The 17,759-nt window shown below is 68.1% G+C and carries 11 protein-coding genes and 3 pseudogenes; 11 read left to right on the forward strand and 3 right to left on the reverse strand.

The features are described 5' to 3' along the window. Complete coding sequence (locus WA944_RS20495) at window positions 1–861, reverse strand: LLM class F420-dependent oxidoreductase (RefSeq protein WP_526370827.1); 861 nt, start codon at window positions 859–861, stop codon at window positions 1–3. A 47-nt stretch (window positions 862–908) separates the two neighbouring features. Between WA944_RS20495 and WA944_RS20500 the strand changes: the two genes are divergently transcribed. Together WA944_RS20500 and WA944_RS20505 are read left to right on the forward strand one after the other, a co-directional pair. After that, a complete protein-coding gene (locus tag WA944_RS20500; protein ID WP_526370829.1) occupies window positions 909–1,289 on the forward strand; it encodes a nuclear transport factor 2 family protein in 381 nt (126 codons plus the stop codon). Window positions 1,290–1,411: 122 nt separating this feature from the next. Further along, window positions 1,412–5,947, forward strand: a pseudogene (locus tag WA944_RS20505) (type I polyketide synthase). 3 nt (window positions 5,948–5,950) lie between these two features. On the opposite strand, the gene WA944_RS20510 reads toward WA944_RS20505, so the two are convergent. Both WA944_RS20510 and WA944_RS20515 read right to left on the reverse strand, forming a co-directional pair. Further along, window positions 5,951–7,453, reverse strand: coding sequence for a pyruvate kinase (locus WA944_RS20510; RefSeq protein WP_526373112.1), 1,503 nt, complete (start codon window positions 7,451–7,453; stop codon window positions 5,951–5,953). 112 nt (window positions 7,454–7,565) lie between these two features. Further along, window positions 7,566–8,228 (reverse strand): annotated as a pseudogene (locus tag WA944_RS20515) (AMP-binding protein); the annotation flags it as partial. Between the two features lie 175 nt (window positions 8,229–8,403). Here WA944_RS20515 and hrcA point away from each other — a divergent pair. From hrcA to WA944_RS20560, 9 genes and pseudogenes are all read left to right on the forward strand, one after another. Further along, window positions 8,404–9,435 carry a heat-inducible transcriptional repressor HrcA gene (gene hrcA, locus WA944_RS20520; protein ID WP_526373113.1) on the forward strand — a complete coding sequence of 344 codons (1,032 nt, stop codon included), beginning with the start codon at window positions 8,404–8,406 and terminating at the stop codon, window positions 9,433–9,435. Window positions 9,436–9,478: 43 nt separating this feature from the next. Then, complete coding sequence (gene dnaJ, locus WA944_RS20525; RefSeq protein ID WP_526647290.1) at window positions 9,479–10,624, forward strand: molecular chaperone DnaJ; 1,146 nt, start codon at window positions 9,479–9,481, stop codon at window positions 10,622–10,624. A gap of 7 nt (window positions 10,625–10,631) precedes the next feature. Next, the gene (locus tag WA944_RS20530; RefSeq protein ID WP_526608355.1) at window positions 10,632–11,372 is read left to right on the forward strand and encodes a 16S rRNA (uracil(1498)-N(3))-methyltransferase; all 741 of its coding nucleotides are present in this window, start codon (window positions 10,632–10,634) and stop codon (window positions 11,370–11,372) included. A 111-nt stretch (window positions 11,373–11,483) separates the two neighbouring features. Then, window positions 11,484–11,903, forward strand: coding sequence for an MmpS family transport accessory protein (locus tag WA944_RS20535; protein ID WP_526371486.1), 420 nt, complete (start codon window positions 11,484–11,486; stop codon window positions 11,901–11,903). Then, window positions 11,903–14,680 (forward strand): annotated as a pseudogene (locus tag WA944_RS20540) (MMPL/RND family transporter). Before WA944_RS20535 ends, WA944_RS20540 begins: the two are co-directional and overlap by 1 nt. Window positions 14,681–14,762: 82 nt before the next feature. Further along, a complete protein-coding gene (locus tag WA944_RS20545; protein ID WP_526371484.1) occupies window positions 14,763–15,809 on the forward strand; it encodes a PhoH family protein in 1,047 nt (348 codons plus the stop codon). A gap of 11 nt (window positions 15,810–15,820) precedes the next feature. Next, complete coding sequence (ybeY, locus tag WA944_RS20550; RefSeq protein ID WP_526374428.1) at window positions 15,821–16,357, forward strand: rRNA maturation RNase YbeY; 537 nt, start codon at window positions 15,821–15,823, stop codon at window positions 16,355–16,357. Then, window positions 16,354–17,658 (forward strand): CNNM domain-containing protein, encoded by a 1,305-nt coding sequence (locus tag WA944_RS20555; RefSeq protein ID WP_526374426.1) that lies wholly within the window; start codon window positions 16,354–16,356, stop codon window positions 17,656–17,658. Before ybeY ends, WA944_RS20555 begins: the two co-directional genes overlap by 4 nt. Beyond that, a partial coding sequence (locus WA944_RS20560) for a cytidine deaminase-like protein (protein ID WP_526647292.1) occupies window positions 17,655–17,759 on the forward strand: 105 nt, incomplete at its 3' end. The genes WA944_RS20555 and WA944_RS20560, both read left to right, overlap by 4 nt.

Below are 17,759 nucleotides of genomic sequence, written 5' to 3' on the forward strand. Positions count from 1 at the left end.
CTACAGCAGCGCGGCCGCCAGCCGGCGCCACTGCTCACGGGGGAACTCCTGGGGATCGGCGGTGAGCACCTGCAGGCAGACGTGGTCGGCGCCCGCGTCACGGTGCTCGGCGATCCGGGCCGCGACTGCATCCTCGTCACCCCAGGCGATGAGGGCGTTGAACAGCCGGTCGCTGACCGTGGCCACATCGTCTTCGTTGAAGCCTGACCGCAGCAGGTTGTTGGCGTAGTTCGGCAGCGCGAGATACGAACGCAGCCACTCGGTTCCGACGGCACGCGCCTGATCCTTGTCGTCGGTCAGCATCACGGTCTGCTCCGGCAGCAGCATCGGGCCCTCACCGAGAACCTCGCGCGCGGTGCGGGTGTGTTCGGGGGTACTGAGATACGGATGCGCGCCGCCGGCCCGGGCGGCCGACAGCTCGAGCATCTTCGGGCCCAGCGCGGCCAGCACGCGGTTGGCGGTCGGCACCGGCTGCGGCGAGCTGTCGATGCCGTCGAGGAACTTCTTCGTCGCGGCCAACGGCTTGCGGTACAGGCCCGGCTCCTTCGAATCGATCAGCGGGGCGTGGCTCACCCCGATGCCCAGCAGGAACCGCTCACCGTGGGTGTCGGTCAGCGTGGCGTAACGCGCGGCGACCTCCGCCGGGTCGTGCATCCAGAGGTTGAGGATGCCCGTGGCGATCACCGTCTTGTCGGTGGCCGACAGCAGGTTGTCCACCGAGTCCAGGACCGGACCGCCCACATCGGGAATCCACAGCGCTGTGAAACCCAGTTCATCGAGTTCTCCGGCGGTTTCGGCCGCCTCCGCCGGATTTCCGTAGCGCAGTTGCGAACTCCACAGGCCGATCCCAGACAGCTTCATGCCTCTACTCTTACCGTGCCCCGGGTCCGGGGCGCTACGGTCCCTGCATGGCATTCGACCCCGGCGCCGTCGGCCGCGCGTTCTCCGAGCACCGGTTTCAGGACGCGCTGGGCCACCTCGCCACTGATGTGAAGTGGACGATCGTCGGCTACATGGTGCTCGAGGGTGCCGACGCGGTGCGACGCACCTGCCAGGAGACCCTCGACAGTCTCGAGGGCACGTCGATGGAGTTCGACCGCTGTGTGACCGCGGCCGGTGCCGACGTCGTCGCCGTGGACACCGTCGTCCGGTACGTCCGGCCCGACGGGGTCACGGCGGTGGCGAGCTGCGCGATCTACGAGTTCGAGGGCGACAAGATCCGCGCATCACGTCCTATGCGGTCGAGATCGATCCCGGCGACGTCGGCGCGCAGCCGCCGCCCCGGGTGAGAGCCGGGCCACGTACCTCCCTGTCCGGGCGACGGGTGTGCCAGGATGTCCGGCATGCCGAAGCTGGGCTTAGGAGAGGCTAACCACATCATTGGGCCGGTTGTCGCCGCGGCGACCCAGCCGTGGAACTGACCGCCCACGCGCCGATCGCCATCGTCGGTATCGGTTGCCGGCTGGCGGGCGCCATCACCACACCCGAACAGTTCTGGTCGTTCCTCCTCGCCGGGGGCAGCGCCGTGCGACAGGTGCCCGCCGAGCGGTGGGAGCCCTACCTGCACCGCGATCCGCGCAACGCGGCGGTGCTGCGTGACACCACACCGTGGGGCACCTTCATCGACGATCTGCCGGGTTTCGACGCCGAGTTCTTCGGGGTGTCCCCGCGAGAGGCCGAGCTGATGGACCCGCAGCAGCGGTTGGCGCTGGAGGTGTCCTGGGAGGCGCTGGAGTATGCGGGGATCCCGCCGCGGTCGCTGGCCGGCAGCGACACCGCGGTGTTGATGGGCGTGAACTCCGATGACTACGGCAAGCTCATCATGGAGGATCTCGCCGGCATCGAGGCGTGGACCGGGATCGGCACCTCCCTGTGCGGGGTGGCCAACCGGGTCTCGCACCTGCTGGACCTCCGTGGCCCGAGCGTCGCGCTGGACGCCGCGTGCGCGGCGTCGTTGGTTGCCGTGCACCAGGGGTGCCAACTGCTGCGCGACGGCGAGACGTCGCTTGTGCTCGCCGGCGGTGTCAGCGCGCTCATCGGTCCTGGGTTGACGAGGGTGCTCGACGTCGCCGGGGCGACCTCCCCCGACGGGCGCTGCAAGACGTTCGACGAGTCCGCCGACGGCTACGGCCGCGGGGAGGGTGCCGGGGTGGTCGTCCTGAAGCGACTCGACGACGCCCTGCGTGACGGTGACCGGGTGCTCGCGGTGGTTCGAGGGGCGCGGTGGCCCAGGACGGTCGAACCGTCGGCATCATGTCTCCCAACGGCGAGGCCCAGCAGGATCTGTTCCGGCTGGCGTGCCGGTCCTCCGGTGTCGACCCCGCCAGCGTCGGCTACATCGAGGCCCACGGCACCGGAACCCCCACCGGCGATCCGGTGGAGGTCGGTGCCCTGGCCGCCGTCTACGGAGCGGGCCGCGCCGCCGATCCGTGTGCAGTCGGCTCGGTGAAGCCGAACACCGGTCACCTCGAAGGCGGCGCGGGGGTCGTCGGGCTGATCAAGGCGACGCTGGCGATGCACCGCGAACTGCTGCCGCCCACCGCGGGTGTGCACACGCTGACCTCCGCGGTCGACTGGGCCGCGAGCGGGTTGCGGGTCCCGACCGAGGTCGCGCCCTGGCCGCGCGGCGCCGACCCGCGCCGGGCCGCGGTCTGCAGTTACGGCTACGGCGGCACGATCGCCCACGTGCTGATCGAGGAGGCTCCCGCCGCTGCGCGCCCCCCGGAGGCGCCGGGGCGGGCGGTCGTCATGCCACTGTCGGCACGATCCGAGTCCCGACTCACCCACCACGCGTCGGCGCTGGCCGAGCATCTGCGGACCGCGGAGTTCGCGGTCGACCACGTTGCAGCGACGATGTGGACGCGCCGCTCGCATGAGCCGGTCCGCGCCGCGGTGGTGACCGACGGTCTCACCGACGCCAACGCCGGGCACGCCGTCATCGACGCGCTGGACGCGATGGCGCTGCAGGTCCGTGACTCCCGGGTGGTGACCGGTTCGGTGGTGCCCGGAGCGGAAAACGGTGCGGTGTGGGTCTTCTCGGGCCACGGATCGCACTGGGCGGGCATGGGGCGCGAGCTGCTGGCGGTCGACGAGGTGGTCCGGGCGTGGACCGACGACGGCACGATGGTGCGCCGGGTCAACACCGACGTGGCATTCCACAGCCCCGCAATGGATCTGCTGACCGCAGAGCTCGCCCGGCTTGTCGGTGGGCTGCCCGCGCCCGCTGCGGCCCGGGTGCCGCTCTACACCACCGCGCTGACCGACCCGCGGTCGACGGCGCCGCGGGGTCCGGACTACTGGGTGGCCAATCTCCGGGGCCGGGTGCGCTTCGCCGAGGCGGTACAGGCCGCGGCCCAGGACGGGTATCGGCTGTTCCTGGAGGTGTCGGCCCATCCGGTGGTGTGCCACTCGATCGTCGAGACGCTGCTGCACGGCAAGGCCACCGAGCACGCGGTGGTGCCGGTGCTGCGCCGCGATCAGCCCGAGCGCCGGGCGATCGGCGCGGCAATCGGGGCGTTGTACTGCCACGGGGCGCCGGTCGCCCACGGGCTCACCACAACGGCTGCGTGGGCCGCGGACCTACCCGGCACGCAGTGGCAGCATCGCCGGTTCTGGCGCACTCCGACGCCGCCGCCGGGCGTTCGCGCCCTGCACGATGTCGCGTCGCACACGCTGCTCGGCGGGGTCGTCGAGGTGGCGGGCGCGGTGCCTGCGCAGGTCTGGCAGACGCGGCTGGACATGGCGAACCGGCCCTATCCCGGGGACCACCCGGTACAGGACACCGAGATCGTGCCGGCGGCGGTGCTGCTCAACACATTTCTGACCGCAGCCGGTGGCGATCTGACCGACGTGCGGTTGCGCACGCCGGAGCGCGACATCCAGGTGGTCCTGCAGGACCGCTCGTTGCGTCTGTCGTCACGCCTGACAGCCGACGATTCCGACGACGCCTGGCTCCCCACAGCAGCGCCGTGGTGGCCGCGATGGGATTCGGCTGGCAGGTGCTCGAATTACGGTGCGGCGACCGGGGACTCACCGCGCGGGTGTCGGCTGAACCGGACGGCTCGAAGCCGAGCACCTGGGCCGGACTGCTGGACGCCGCGACGTCGGCGGCGTCGACGTGTTCGACGGACCGCCGCGGCTGCGGATGCCCGCACGGATCGCGCGCGTGCACGTCTGTGGGGAACCGCCGGCGGTGGCGCAGCTGCACGTGCGCCGCAGGGAGGGAACCACCACCGACGTTTCGATCGCCGACGAGTCCGGTGCGGTGCGGGCCGTGATCACCGCGATGACGTTCGAAGAGCTGGAGAACTCGGCGGGCGGGGACCCGTCGCGGATGCTTCACCAGTTGGCATGGCACTCGACGCCGTACCGCCCGGAGGACCGCCCAGCCGGCGTCGTCCTGGTCGGCGGGGTCGACGACGAACTGGGCCCGCTGCAGCACGACCTCGCCGCCGCGGAGATCCCGAGCCGCAGGTACGCCGAGCCCGATCTCCTGCCAGGCGATCAGCCGGCGGGAACGGTCGTGCTGGTGCTACCGCCCGCGGACCGGACCCCCGAAGCAGCCGCGGAGATGGTGCTGCAGACGCTGAAGCATCTGCACCACAACGGTTCCGCGGCGCGGGTCTGGGTGTTGACGCGGCACGTGCACGAGGGCGAGAACCTGGTGCACGCGCCGTTGTGGGGCATGGCCAGGGTTGCCGTGGCCGAGCATCCGCAGCTGTGGGGCGGGGTGCTCGACCTCTCGGACGGCCCGCTGCCCGTCGGTGTGCTGGCCTCACTGCACGGTCACGGGGTCGTGGTGGTGCGCGACGGTGTCGCACTGACTGCGCGGCTCGCCCATGCGCACCCGGGCACCGACACCCCGATAACGTGCAGCCCGGGTGGAACGTATCTGATCACCGGTGGCGCCGGGGCCCTCGGCCTGCGCATCGCACATCGCCTCGCCGACCTCGGCGCTCGTCGCCTCGTGCTGCTGTCCCGCTCGGGCATGCCGCCCCGCGAACAGTGGTCCGGGACCCCGTCCGAACTGGTTCGCACGGTGTCGGCGCTCGAAGAACGCGGGGTGTCGGTGCACGTCGCGGCGATCGACATCGCGGCCGACGGCGCGATCGAGCGGCTGCGTACGGTGTTGCGGGAGCTGCCCGCGGTCCGCGGTGTCGTGCACGCCGCGGGCGTGGAAGCCGGTGCCCTGCTGCTCAATACGACGCCCGAAGACCTCCGGGCCGCGATGAACCCCAAGGTCGCGGGCACCCTGGCCCTGCACGAGTTGTTCCCGCCCGGTCGGCTCGACTGGATGGTGCTGTACTCGTCGTGCGGGTATCTGGCCGGATTCCCGGGTCAGGGAGCGTACGCGTGCGCCAACGCATTCCTCGACGCGGCCGCGCAGCACCGACGCCGTCGTGGCGACCGGACAGTGGCCGTCGCGTGGACGGCCTGGCGCGGCCTGGGGATGGGTTCCACCTCGGGATTCGTGGCGGCCCAATTGGAAGCGCTGGGCAAGGGCACGATCGGAGCCGACGACGCGATGCGGGCCCTGGATTCGGCGATGCGCACCGGAGACCCCAATGTTGTTGTGCTGCCGGTTCTCCCAGGCGCGGCCGCGGTGCCGATCCTTGCCGACGTGGTGCCGAAGGAGCAGCAGGGGGTGGACGCCGGTGGCGTGGTGGTGGGGCCGGGTGACGCCGACGTCGACGAGTGGGTGGCCCAGCAGGTCGTCGAGGCGGTGGCCCATGAGCTCGGTCTGTCGGCGGGCGACGTCGACGCGCGCATCCCGCTGGTCGAGACCGGTGTCGACTCCATCATGACCGTCGCGCTACGCCGCTCCCTGGAGAAGCGCACCGGCCTGGCGCTGCCGCCGACCCTGTTGTGGGAGCACCCCACGGCGGCTGCCGTGACCGCACGCATCGTCGAACTGCTCACCCCGCAAGATGTTTCGCAGGTGTCCTGACCGTCAGGTACTGATCAACGTGGCCGCGTCGGGCCGCCACGAGGTGAGTGTGCGCAGCAGGGGGTTTTTCTTGTAGCGATGTGCTTCCATCCGGGACAGAATGCTGTCCAGTGTGCTGACCGCGTCGGTGATGTATGGACCCTTGTTGAGCATCACGCATTCGGCGCGCACTCCCATCGCGGCGTCCGACACCTCGGCGCGGGTCGGTTGGCCCTTCTTGGCGAGCTTCTCCAGCACTTGTGTCGCCCACAGCACCGGCACATGCGCGGACTCACACAGCCACAGCATCTCCTCTTGAAGCTCGGCCATCCGTTCGTAGCCGACCTCGACGGCGAGGTCGCCTCGAGCGATCATCACTCCAGCGCGTAAGCGTTGCATGAGGGTCATCAAGATCTGCGGCAGTTTCTCGAACGCCGGCTTGGTTTCGATCTTCACCACCACGCCCAGATCGGATGCGTGGCGTCGCTCGAGCTCGTCGAGGAGGCGCTGCACATCCGCGGGGTCGCGGACGAAGGACACTTCGACGACGTCGGCGATGTCGACGACGGTGGACAGGTCATCGAGATCTTTGTCGGTGATCGCCGATATGTGCAGGTCGGTGTCCGGAACGTTGATGCCTTTGCCCGGTTTGAGTTTCGCCTTTTCGTGTGCCGGATGGTCTATGCGGACGTCCAGGCTCTCGGAGTCGACGGACTCCACGACTCCTCCCAACTTCCCGTCATCGAAGTAGATGCGATGACCCGCCTCGGCGTGGTCGAACACCTGCGGCAGGATGCAGCCGATCCGGTGGTCGTCGACAGGTGCCGGTTCGACATCTCGAGTCAGCCTCAGCCGGTCACCGGCACCCAACAGCAGGTGTGCGTCCTCGGGTTCGAGCGGGCCGGTTCGCAACTTCGGGCCCGCGAGATCCATGGCGACCGTGCAGGTTCTGCCGTGTTCTCCGGCGGCGGATCGCACGTGGGCCGCCATCGCGCGCCATTCTTCGGGTCCATCGTGGGCGCAATTGATCCGCGCGACGTCCATGCCGTGCGCCACCAGATCGCTGACCAGTCGGTCGTTCTCCGCCGCTTCGGTCGGAAGGGTGACCATGATCCGGACCGATCGCTTGCCGGGATGGGTGCCCAGCAGGTCCTCGGTGCGCTGCTGCAGTATGTCGTGACCCTCCCTCACCCCGATCGCGTCGTCGGCGTGTGCCGGTTGCTGGCGGCCCTGCAGGGCGCACAGCGCCGCGGCGACGAGGTCGAGGGTGCGTCGTACGTGAGGTTCCGAGCGGCCCAGCGACGACAGTCCCACCTCTGCCAGCCGGGTCTGCAGGTCACGCAGATCGTGCTGACGTATGGCCCAGTAATGGGCCATGTTCACCGCGCTCTGGCGTCGTGGGGGCGCGACTCGGTCGATCCACGGTGACCACTGCTGCTGCGCTGCGTCGAGTTCCCGGCGGAGCTGGTCGATGTCGCGGGTCAACGCGTCCAGCGTGCCGGCTGAGGGAGCCCGGTCTGAAGGCATCTCTTCACCTCGTGAGTAGGTTGTCTGACTGAGGACGGCAGTCGGCGTCTCCACACACGCAGATTGCCGGGCGGCGGGCCGATCAAACGTGCCCGCTGCCTTCGACTTCGGCTCACGTCGTCGTGATCTGCGCCACGACCTTCTTGTCGACCTTGCCGACGGCGGTGGTGGGCAGCGACCTCATCGGTACGAGTACATCCGGCCGCGCGTGAGTCAATGCGCCTCGCTCGTCGAGGAACGCGTTCAGCTCCGCCAACGTGACCGGCTTGCCGCTGAAGATCACTGCGGCACAGATCTTCTCGCCCAGATAATCGTCGGGCAGGGCGACCACGGCCGCCGAGTGGATCGCCGGGTGGGTATGTAGATGGTCTTCGAGGTCGGTTGCCGAGACGGTCTCACCGCCGCGGTGGATCACATCCTTGATCCGGCCCGTCACCTCCACGTAGCCGGCCCGCGGACCGTCGGCGAAGATGCGCACCCGGTCGCCGGTGCGGTAGAAGCCGTCGGGGGAGAAGGAGCGGGCGGTGGTGTCGGCGGCCCGGTAGTAGCCGTTGAGGGTGTAGGGCCCACGTACCAGCAGTTCGCCCTCCTGACCGGCGGGCACCTCGTCACCGTTCTCGTCCACGACGCGCATCTCGTCGTGCGGTGACATCGGCCGGCCCTGGGTGTGCACGACCACGTCGACCGGATCACCCGGCCGGGTGAAGTTCAGCATCCCTTCGGCCATGCCGAAGATCTGGGACATGCCGGGCGTCAGGTTGTCCAGGATGAAGCGGATCATCGACGTGCCTTCGCTGCCCTTTGCCCCCGCAATATCGGACCGTCTGCCAGGTTAACCCAAGGTTAACCCCTGACGGTCTGGCGCGTCGGGCTGCTCCGCGGAATGAACCCGCCGCTGATCACCGTAAACTGAACGTCGACCGGTACGGCCGACGAGAGGTGGGTGAACAATGGGTAGCGCCGACGATCGTCGATTCGAGGTGTTGCGCGCAATCGTTGCCGACTTCGTGTCGACCAAGGAGCCCATCGGTTCGAAGTCTCTGGTCGAGCGACACAACCTCGAGGTGTCGAGCGCGACGGTGCGGAACGACATGGCGGTGCTCGAAGCGGAGGGATACATCGCCCAGCCGCACACCAGCTCCGGCCGGGTGCCCACCGAAAAGGGCTACCGCGAGTTCGTCGACCGGCTCGACAACGTCAAACCGATGTCCAGCGCGGAGCGGCGCGCGATCCTGAAGTTCCTGGAGTCCGGGGTCGATCTGGACGACGTGCTGCGCCGTGCGGTGCGGCTGCTCGCCCAGCTGACCCGCCAGGTCGCGATCGTGCAGTACCCGACGTTGTCGACGTCGTCGGTGCGGCATCTGGAGGTGGTGGCGCTGACGCCGGCGCGACTGCTGCTGGTGGTGATCACCGACTCCGGCCGGGTGGACCAGCGCATCGTCGAGCTCGGCGACGGCATCGACGACGTCGAGCTGTCCCAGCTGCGCGACCTGCTCGGGCAGGCGTTGGAGGGCAAACCGCTGGCCGCCGCCTCCATCGCGGTCTCCGATCTGGCCTCACAGCTCAACGGCCATGGCCGTCTCGCCAACGCGGTCGGCAGGTCGGCCACTGTGCTGGTGGAGTCGCTGGTCGAGCACAGCGAGGAGCGGCTGATGTTGGGCGGCACCGCCAACCTCACCCGCAACACCGCGGATTTCGGGGGTTCGCTGCGCTCGGTGCTCGAAGCGCTCGAGGAGCAGGTGGTGGTGCTGCGCCTGCTCGCCGCGCAGCAGGAGGCGGGTAAGGTCACCGTCCGGATCGGCCATGAAACAGAGGCCGAACAGATGGCCGGCACCTCGGTGGTCAGCACGGCATACGGTAGTTCGGGCAAGGTGTTCGGCGGCATGGGTGTGGTGGGTCCCACTCGGATGGACTATCCGGGAACCATCGCCAATGTCGCCGCGGTTGCTCTCTATATTGGCGAGGTCCTAGGTAGCCGCTGATCGGTGTTCGTCTCGGACGGATCAGCGGGTGGGAAGGTTGAGCGTGGCACGCGACTATTACGGGCTGCTCGGGTTGAGCAGCGGTGCGAGTGACTCGGAGATCAAACGTGCCTATCGCAAGCTGGCGCGCGAGCTGCACCCCGACGTCAACCCCGACGAGGCCGCGCAGGCCCGGTTCAAGGAGATCAGCGTCGCCTACGAGGTGCTCAGCGATCCGGAGAAGCGCCGGATCGTCGACCTCGGTGGCGATCCGATGGAATCCGCAGCCGGTGGCGGCGGCGGATTCTCCGGCTTCGGTGGCCTCGGGGACGTATTCGAGGCGTTCTTCGGCGGCGGTGCCGCCTCGCGCGGACCGACCGGGCGGGTTCGTCCTGGCTCCGATTCCCTGCTGCGGATGCGTCTGGACCTGGAGGAATGCGCGACCGGGGTGACGAAACAGGTGACTGTCGACACCGCGGTGCTGTGCGACCTGTGCCAGGGCAAGGGCACCCACGGAAACTCCACGCCGGTGTCGTGTGACACCTGCGGTGGGCGCGGCGAGATCCAGACCGTGCAGCGCTCCCTGCTGGGACAGGTGATGACCTCCCGCCCCTGTCCGGTCTGCGGTGGCGTCGGCGAAGTCATCCCGGATCCGTGTAATCGGTGCGCCGGGGACGGCCGGGTACGGGCCCGTCGAGACATCAGCGTGAAGATCCCCGCCGGGGTGGGGGACGGCATGCGGGTGCGGCTGGCCGCCCAGGGCGAGGTCGGACCCGGTGGCGGACCCGCAGGAGACCTGTACGTCGAAGTCCACGAGAAGCCGCACGACGTGTTCGTCCGCGACGGTGACGACCTGCACTGCACGATCTCGGTGCCGATGGTCGACGCCGCGCTGGGCACCACGGTCACCGTCGACGCGATCATCGACGGGCCCATCGAGATCACCGTCGGCGCCGGGACCCAACCCGGCTCGGTCACCACGCTGCGCGGCCACGGCATGCCGCACCTGCGCTCCGGTGTCCGCGGCAACCTGCACGCCCACATCGATGTTGTCGTCCCGTCACGGCTCGACCACGAGGACGTCGAACTGCTGCGCGCCTTCAAGGAGCGCACCAAGGGCACCGCCGAGGTGCGCACCGCCCACAGCAACAACTCGTCGCACGGCGGCGGTCTGTTCAACCGGCTGCGCGAAACCTTCACCGGCCGCTAGGCCAGCGGTGCGCAGCCTGTTCTACGTCGAGGCGGTGCCCGGGCCCGGCGAGCTCGCGGTGGTCGACGGCGACGAGGGCTTCCACGCGGCCAACGTGCGCCGAACCCGTCCAGGTGAGCACCTCGACCTGAGCGACGGCGCCGGTGCAGTGGCGCACTGCGTCGTCGAGGACGTCGCAAAAGGTCGGCTGACGGCCCGGGTGCAGGAACGTCATCAGGTACAGCCTCCGGTGCCGGGGATCACAGTGGTGCAGGCGTTGCCCAAAGCCGAGCGTTCCGAACTCGCCGTGGAACTCGCCACGGAGGTCGGAGCGGACGCGTTCGTGGCGTGGCAGGCGTCGCGGTGCGTGGCGCGCTGGGACGGCCCGGCGAAGATCGAGAAGGGCCTGCGGCGCTGGAGGGCGGTGGCGCGCTCGGCTGCCCGCCAGTCCCGGCGGCCCTGCATCCCCGCCGTCGAAGGCGTCGTGTCGACCGGGGAACTCATCGATCGGGTGCGGGCCGCAGACCCGGCGACGGTGCTGGTGCTGCACGAGTCGGCCGCCCGGCCCCTGACCGAGGTGGCGCTGGCGCAGACCGAGGCGCTGACGCTGGTGATCGGGCCCGAGGGCGGCATCACCGACGCCGAACTGGCGGAGCTGGCCGAGGCCGGAGCGATCGCGGTCCGGTTGGGGCCGACCGTGTTACGGACGTCGACCGCAGCCGCGGTGGCGCTGGGTGCGCTCGGCGTGCTGACCCCGCGGTGGCGCTGACCACACCCCCTGGGGGTAGCTCACCCACTCAAAATTAGATAGGTTAGCCTTCCCTTCTGAACGACCCCATAAGATGCACCCGAGGGCGAAGGACTTCTGATTCTCACCCGTTTGGCACGAGCTTGGCTACCGCTCGTTCTGGTCATCGTGCTCGCCGTCGGCGCGTTCAGCGTGTGGCGGATCCGCGGCATCTTCGGCTCACAGCAGCTGCCGACCGATGCGGGGAGCATGTCCGAGGATTCCAACAAGTCCGACCCGAAGGTGGTTCGCTACGAGGTCTGGGGCGAACCGGGCGCGATCGCCGACATCAACTACGTCGACGCCGAGGGTGACCCCAACCAGCTTGTGGGTGCCGCCCTGCCGTGGTCGATCGACATCGAGACCGACTCACCGGCGATGTCGGGAAACATCGTGGCCCAGGGCAACGGCGACTTCATCGGATGCCGGATCACCGCCGCCGGCGAAGTGAAGGACGAACGCACCATCACCAACGTCAGCGCCTACATCTACTGCTTCACCAAGGCGGCGTGATGAACGTCGCCGGCAACCGCAGCGAGGCGCTGCGCCGACCGAGGTTCCTCGCACAATGGATCCGACGGCTCGCGATCCCCATCATCGTGGGTTGGACGCTTCTGCTCGTTGCCCTCAACGTGCTCGTGCCTCAACTGGAGGTCGTCGCTGCCGAGCATTCGGTCTCGATGAGCCCGAGCAATGCGCCGTCGATGCAGGCCATGGCCGACATGGGCCGGCTCTTCGAGGAGGCCGACTCGGTTCGATCGCGTTGATCGTCCTGGAGAGCGAGAACGAACAGCCCATCGGAGACGACGCCCGCGACTACTACGACCAGCTGATCGACCAGCTGGAGGCGGCGCCCGACCATGTCCGCAACATCCAGGACATGTGGGGTGATTCGCTGACCGAGGCAGCCGCACAGAGCTCGGACGGCCGAGCGGCGTACGCGACGCTGAATCTCGCCGGCAACATGGGCGAGGCCGAGTCCAACGAGGCGGTAGCAGCAGTCCGGGACATCGTCGCCAATTCACCGCCGCCACCCGGGGTTCGGGTGCATGTCACCGGGCCGGCGCCATTGACCGCCGACGTCAACATCGCCGGTGAGAGCAGCATGGCCCTCGTGCTGATGGTCACCTTCGTGGTGATCACGGTGCTGCTGCTGCTGCTGTTCTTCTACCGCTCGATCTCGACCGTGCTGCTGCTGCTGGCGGTGGTCCTCGTCCAGTTGGGGCTGGCAGAAGCGTCGTCGCTGCGCTGGCCCACTACGAGTTGATCGGTCTGTCGACGTTCGCGACCAACCTGTTGATCTCGCTGGCGGTGGCGGCGGGCACCGACTACGCGATCTTCCTCGTCGGCCGCTATCAGGAGGCCCGAACCGCCGGCGCCACCCATGAAGAGGCCTACTACGAGATGTTCCACGGCACGGCGCGCGTCGTGCTGGGCTCGGGACTGACCATCGCCGGCTCGATGTTCTGCCTGTCGTTCACACGCATGCCCTATTTCCAGAGCATGGATGTGCCGTGCGGGGTGGGCACTCTGGCCGGGTCGTCCGCTGGCCCGGACCGATACTGGTGGCGTCGCTGGCGTTGTCCTTCATCGGGTTGGCCGCGCTGCCTGGCTGCCAGACCAGCTACGACGACACCCGCTATATCCCCGAGTCCATTCCGGCCAACGCCGGGTTGGAGGCTGCGACGGAACACTTCTCGCTGTCCCGGATGAGCCCGGAGATCCTCCTCGTCGAATCCGACCACGACCTGCGCAACCCGACCGACTTCCTGGTGTTGGACCGGCTCACCAAGCGGGTCTTCGGCGTCGAGGGTGTCGCACGCGTGCAGGCCCCGACCCGTCCGGACGGGGCGCCGATCCAGAACACCTCGATCCCGTTCCTGATCAGCATGCAGGGCGTCGGTCAGCAGCAGAACATGAAGCTGATGCAGGACCGGATGGAGGACATGCGCGTCCAGGCTGATGACCTGGCCCGCACGATCGGAACGATGCGCACCATGTACGGGCTGATGACGCAGTTGTCGAACGTCACCACAGTGATGATCGACGACTTCAACGAGATGCAGCAGACGGTCCATCAGGTCCGCGACATGATCGCCAACTTCGATGACCAGTTCCGTCCGATCCGGAATTACTTCTACTGGGAACCGCACTGCTACAACATCCCGATGTGCTGGACGTTCCGGTCGCTGTTCGACTCGATGGACGGCATCAGCACCATGACCGACTCGTTCGACAAGGCGCTGGTGAACATGGAGACGATGCGGACGCTGTTGCCGCAGATGCTCGCGACGTTCCCGCCGATGATCGAGACCATGGAGAGCATGCGTCACATGATGTTGACGACCTACGCCACCATGGGCGGGTTCTACGATCAGATGGACGAGATGAGCGAGAACTCCACGGCGATGGGGAAGTCGTTCGATGCGGCCAGAAACGACGACTCCTTCTATCTGCCGCCGGAAGTGTTCGAGAACAAGGACTTCCAACAGGCGATGGAGAGTTTCTTCTCGCCCGACGGCAAGACCGTGCGCATGCTGGTCTCCCACCGCGGCGACCCGACAGAACCCGAGGCGCTCGCGCGGGTCGAACCCATCAAGATCGCGGCGATCGAGGCGCTCAAGGGCACCCCGCTGGAAGACGCGACGATCCAGCTCGCGGGTACCGCGGCGACGTTCAAGGACATGTCGGACGGGTCCCGTTACGACATGATGATCGCAGTCCTCGCCGCGCTGAGCCTGGTGCTGATGGTCATGCTGCTGCTGACCCGTAGCCTGGTCGCCTCGCTGGTCATCGTCGGTACCGTGATCCTGTCGTTGGGCGCCTCGTTCGGGGTCTCGGTGTTGATCTGGCAGCACATCGTCGGCATCGAGCTGCACTGGATGGTGCTGGTGATGTCGATCATCGCGCTGATCGCGGTCGGATCGGACTACAACCTGCTGCTGGTGTCCCGGTTCAAGGAGGAGATCGGCGCCGGGATCAAGACCGGCATCATTCGCTCGATCGGTGGTACCGGCAGCGTGGTCACGTTCGCGGGCGTGGTCTTCGCGCTGACCATGGCCTCCATGGTGGTCAGCGACCTTCGGGTGATCGCGCAGGTCGGTACCACCATCGGGCTGGGCCTGCTGTTCGACACCTTCGTCGTGCGCGCGTTCATGATGCCGTCGATCGCCACTCTGCTGGGCCGATGGTTCTGGTGGCCGGTGGTGGTGCGCGAACGTCCGTTGCGGCCCCCCGGCCCGCGGCCGGTGCAGACGACGCAGCCGACGCCGGTAGGGCCGCCGTCGTAACGCGTTGGGACGTGACGGTCGGCGGCGCTAAACTGGGTTTTCGATTCGGGTCGAGACACAGGAAGCAGGCAGAAAACCACACGTGAGCCCCCGCGAGACGAACGCCGCCTCGGACACGCCTGAGCCGTCGGTCCGCAGCAGCATGACTGTTCCGCCCGACCTCATCGTGGGCCTGCTCGGTTCCTCCGATGAGAACCTGCGCGCCCTCGAGACTCTGCTCAACGCCGATATCCACGCCCGCGGGAACGCGATCACCGTCTCCGGTGAACCCGCGGATGTGGCGCTGGCCGAGCGGGCGCTCTCCGAGCTGATCGAGGTCGTCTCCAGTGGCCAGACGCTGACACCGGATGCGGTGCGCCACAGCGTGGACATGCTGACGGGCACGGTCGACGAGTCGCCGGCCGAGGTGCTGACCCTGGACATCCTGTCGCGGCGCGGCAAGACGATCCGGCCCAAGACCCTGAACCAGAAGCGCTACGTCGACGCGATCGACGCGCACACCATCGTGTTCGGCATCGGCCCGGCGGGCACCGGCAAGACGTATCTGGCGATGGCCAAGGCCGTCAACGCGCTGCAGACCAAGCAGGTCAGCCGAATCATTTTGACCCGCCCGGCGGTGGAAGCCGGTGAGCGCCTCGGCTTTCTGCCCGGCACGCTCAGTGAGAAGATCGACCCGTATCTGCGTCCCCTCTACGACGCGCTGCACGACATGATGGATCCCGAGCTGATCCCGAAGCTGATGAGCGCCGGAGTGATCGAGGTGGCACCGCTGGCGTACATGCGTGGTAGAAGTCTGAACGATGCGTTCATCATCCTCGACGAGGCGCAGAACACCACCGCCGAGCAGATGAAGATGTTCCTCACCCGGCTCGGTTTCGGCTCGAAAATCGTTGTGACAGGCGACATCACACAGGTCGATCTGCCCGGTGGCGCGGCGTCCGGGCTGCGCGCGGCGATGCGAATCCTCGACCATGTCGACGACATCCACTTCGCCGAGCTCACCAGCGCCGACGTGGTCCGCCACCGCCTGGTGTCCGAGATCGTGGACGCGTACGCGAGGGTGGAGGAGCCGACCCTGATGAACCGCGCCGCGCGGCGCTCGTCCGGCACCGGCAGATCGAGGCGGTAGCGGAGCACCCCATGAGTATCGAGGTTGCCAACGAATCGGGCATCGACATCTCCGAGCAGGAACTGATCAGCGTCGCCCAGTTCGTCATCCGCAAGATGGACGTCAATCCTGCTGCCGAGCTGTCGATGGTGCTGCTGGACACCGCCGCGATGGCGGACCTGCACATGCGGTGGATGGACCTGCCGGGCCCGACCGATGTGATGAGTTTCCCGATGGACGAACTCGAACCCGGCGGCCGGCCCGATTCACCGGAGCCGGGGCCCTCGATGCTCGGCGACATCGTGCTGTGTCCCGAGTTCGCCGCCAAGCAGGCCGAAGATGCCGGGCACACCCTGGGTCAGGAGCTGGCCCTGCTCACGGTCCACGGTGTGCTGCACCTGCTGGGTTACGACCACGCCGAGCCCGATGAGGAAAAAGAGATGTTCGCGCTGCAACGCCAGCTGCTCGAAGAGTGGGTGGCCGACCAGGTCGAGGCGTACTACCAGGACCGGCAGATCGAGAAGGACCGCCGCCTGGTGGACAGATCCCGACTGTTCGACGAACCGTGAGCCCCGTCGGTCAGTTGATCACCGCCGTCGTGCTGGTCGCGTTCGGTGGGTTGTTCGCCGCGATCGACGCCGCGCTGAGCACCGTGTCGATGGCGCGCGTCGACGAACTCGTCCGCGAGGAACGGCCGGGTGCTGTCCGGTTGGCCAGGGTGATGGTCGAGCGGCCCCGCTTCATCAACCTCATCGTGCTGCTGCGCATCACCTGCGAGGTCAGCGCGACGGTGCTGCTGGCCGCCTACCTCGACGGCGGCTTGGGCGTGACGTGGGGACTGGTCGCCGCCGCCGCGATCATGGTGGTGGTCAGCTTCGTGGCGATAGGCGTCGGGCCCCGCACGGTGGGCAGGCAGAACGCGTACACCATCGCATTGCTGACGGCCCTTCCGCTGCAGGCGATCTCGGTGCTGCTGCTTCCGGTCAGCCGATTGCTGGTGTTGATCGGCAACGCGCTGACCCCGGGCCGGGGTTTCCGCAACGGTCCGTTCGCCTCCGAGATCGAGCTGCGCGAGGTCGTCGACCTGGCCCAGCAGAGTGGTGTGGTGGCCGACGACGAACGTCGGATGATCCAGTCGGTGTTCGAGCTGGGGGACACCCCGGCGCGTGAGGTGATGGTGCCGCGCACCGAGATGGTGTGGATCGAGAGTGATAAAACAGCTGGTCAAGCGACATCTTTGGCGGTGCGAAGCGGGCATTCGCGCATCCCGGTGATCGGCGAGAACGTCGACGACGTCGTCGGCGTCGTGTATCTGAAGGATCTTGTGCAGCGCACCTACAACTCGATCAATGGCGGCCGCGACACCGCAGTGTCGGACGTGATGCGTAAACCGGCGTTCGTGCCCGACTCCAAACCGCTGGACGCCCTGCTGCGTGAGATGCAGCTCGACCGGGTGCACATGGTGTTGTTGGTCGACGAGTACGGCGCGATCGCCGGTCTGGTGACGATCGAGGACGTGCTCGAGGAGATCGTCGGCGAGATCGCCGACGAATACGACACCGACGAGGTCGCGCCGGTGGAGGACCTGGGTGACCGGCAGTACCGGGTCTCGGCCCGGCTGCCGATCGAAGACCTCGGCGAGCTCTACGACGTGGAGTTCGACGAGGACCTCGATGTCGACACCGTCGGTGGCCTGGTCGCGCTCGAACTCGGACGGGTGCCGCTGCCCGGCGCCGAGGTGACGTGGGACGGTATGCGGTTGCGCGCCGAAGGCGGGCCCGACCCGCGGGGGCGGGTCAGGATCGGCACCGTACTGGTCAGCCCGGTCGAACCCGATCCCGACGATGACGACGGAGAAGAACGCCGATGAGCGAGCTGGATCCAGAAGACGCGAAGCTGGTGGTGCTGGCCCGCGGCGCGATGGCCAGGGCCGAGACGCCGACCGGCGCGGCGGTGCGCGACGCCGACGGG

Source organism: Mycobacterium sp. (genome assembly GCF_049683355.1).
Lineage (GTDB): Bacteria > Actinomycetota > Actinomycetes > Mycobacteriales > Mycobacteriaceae > Mycobacterium.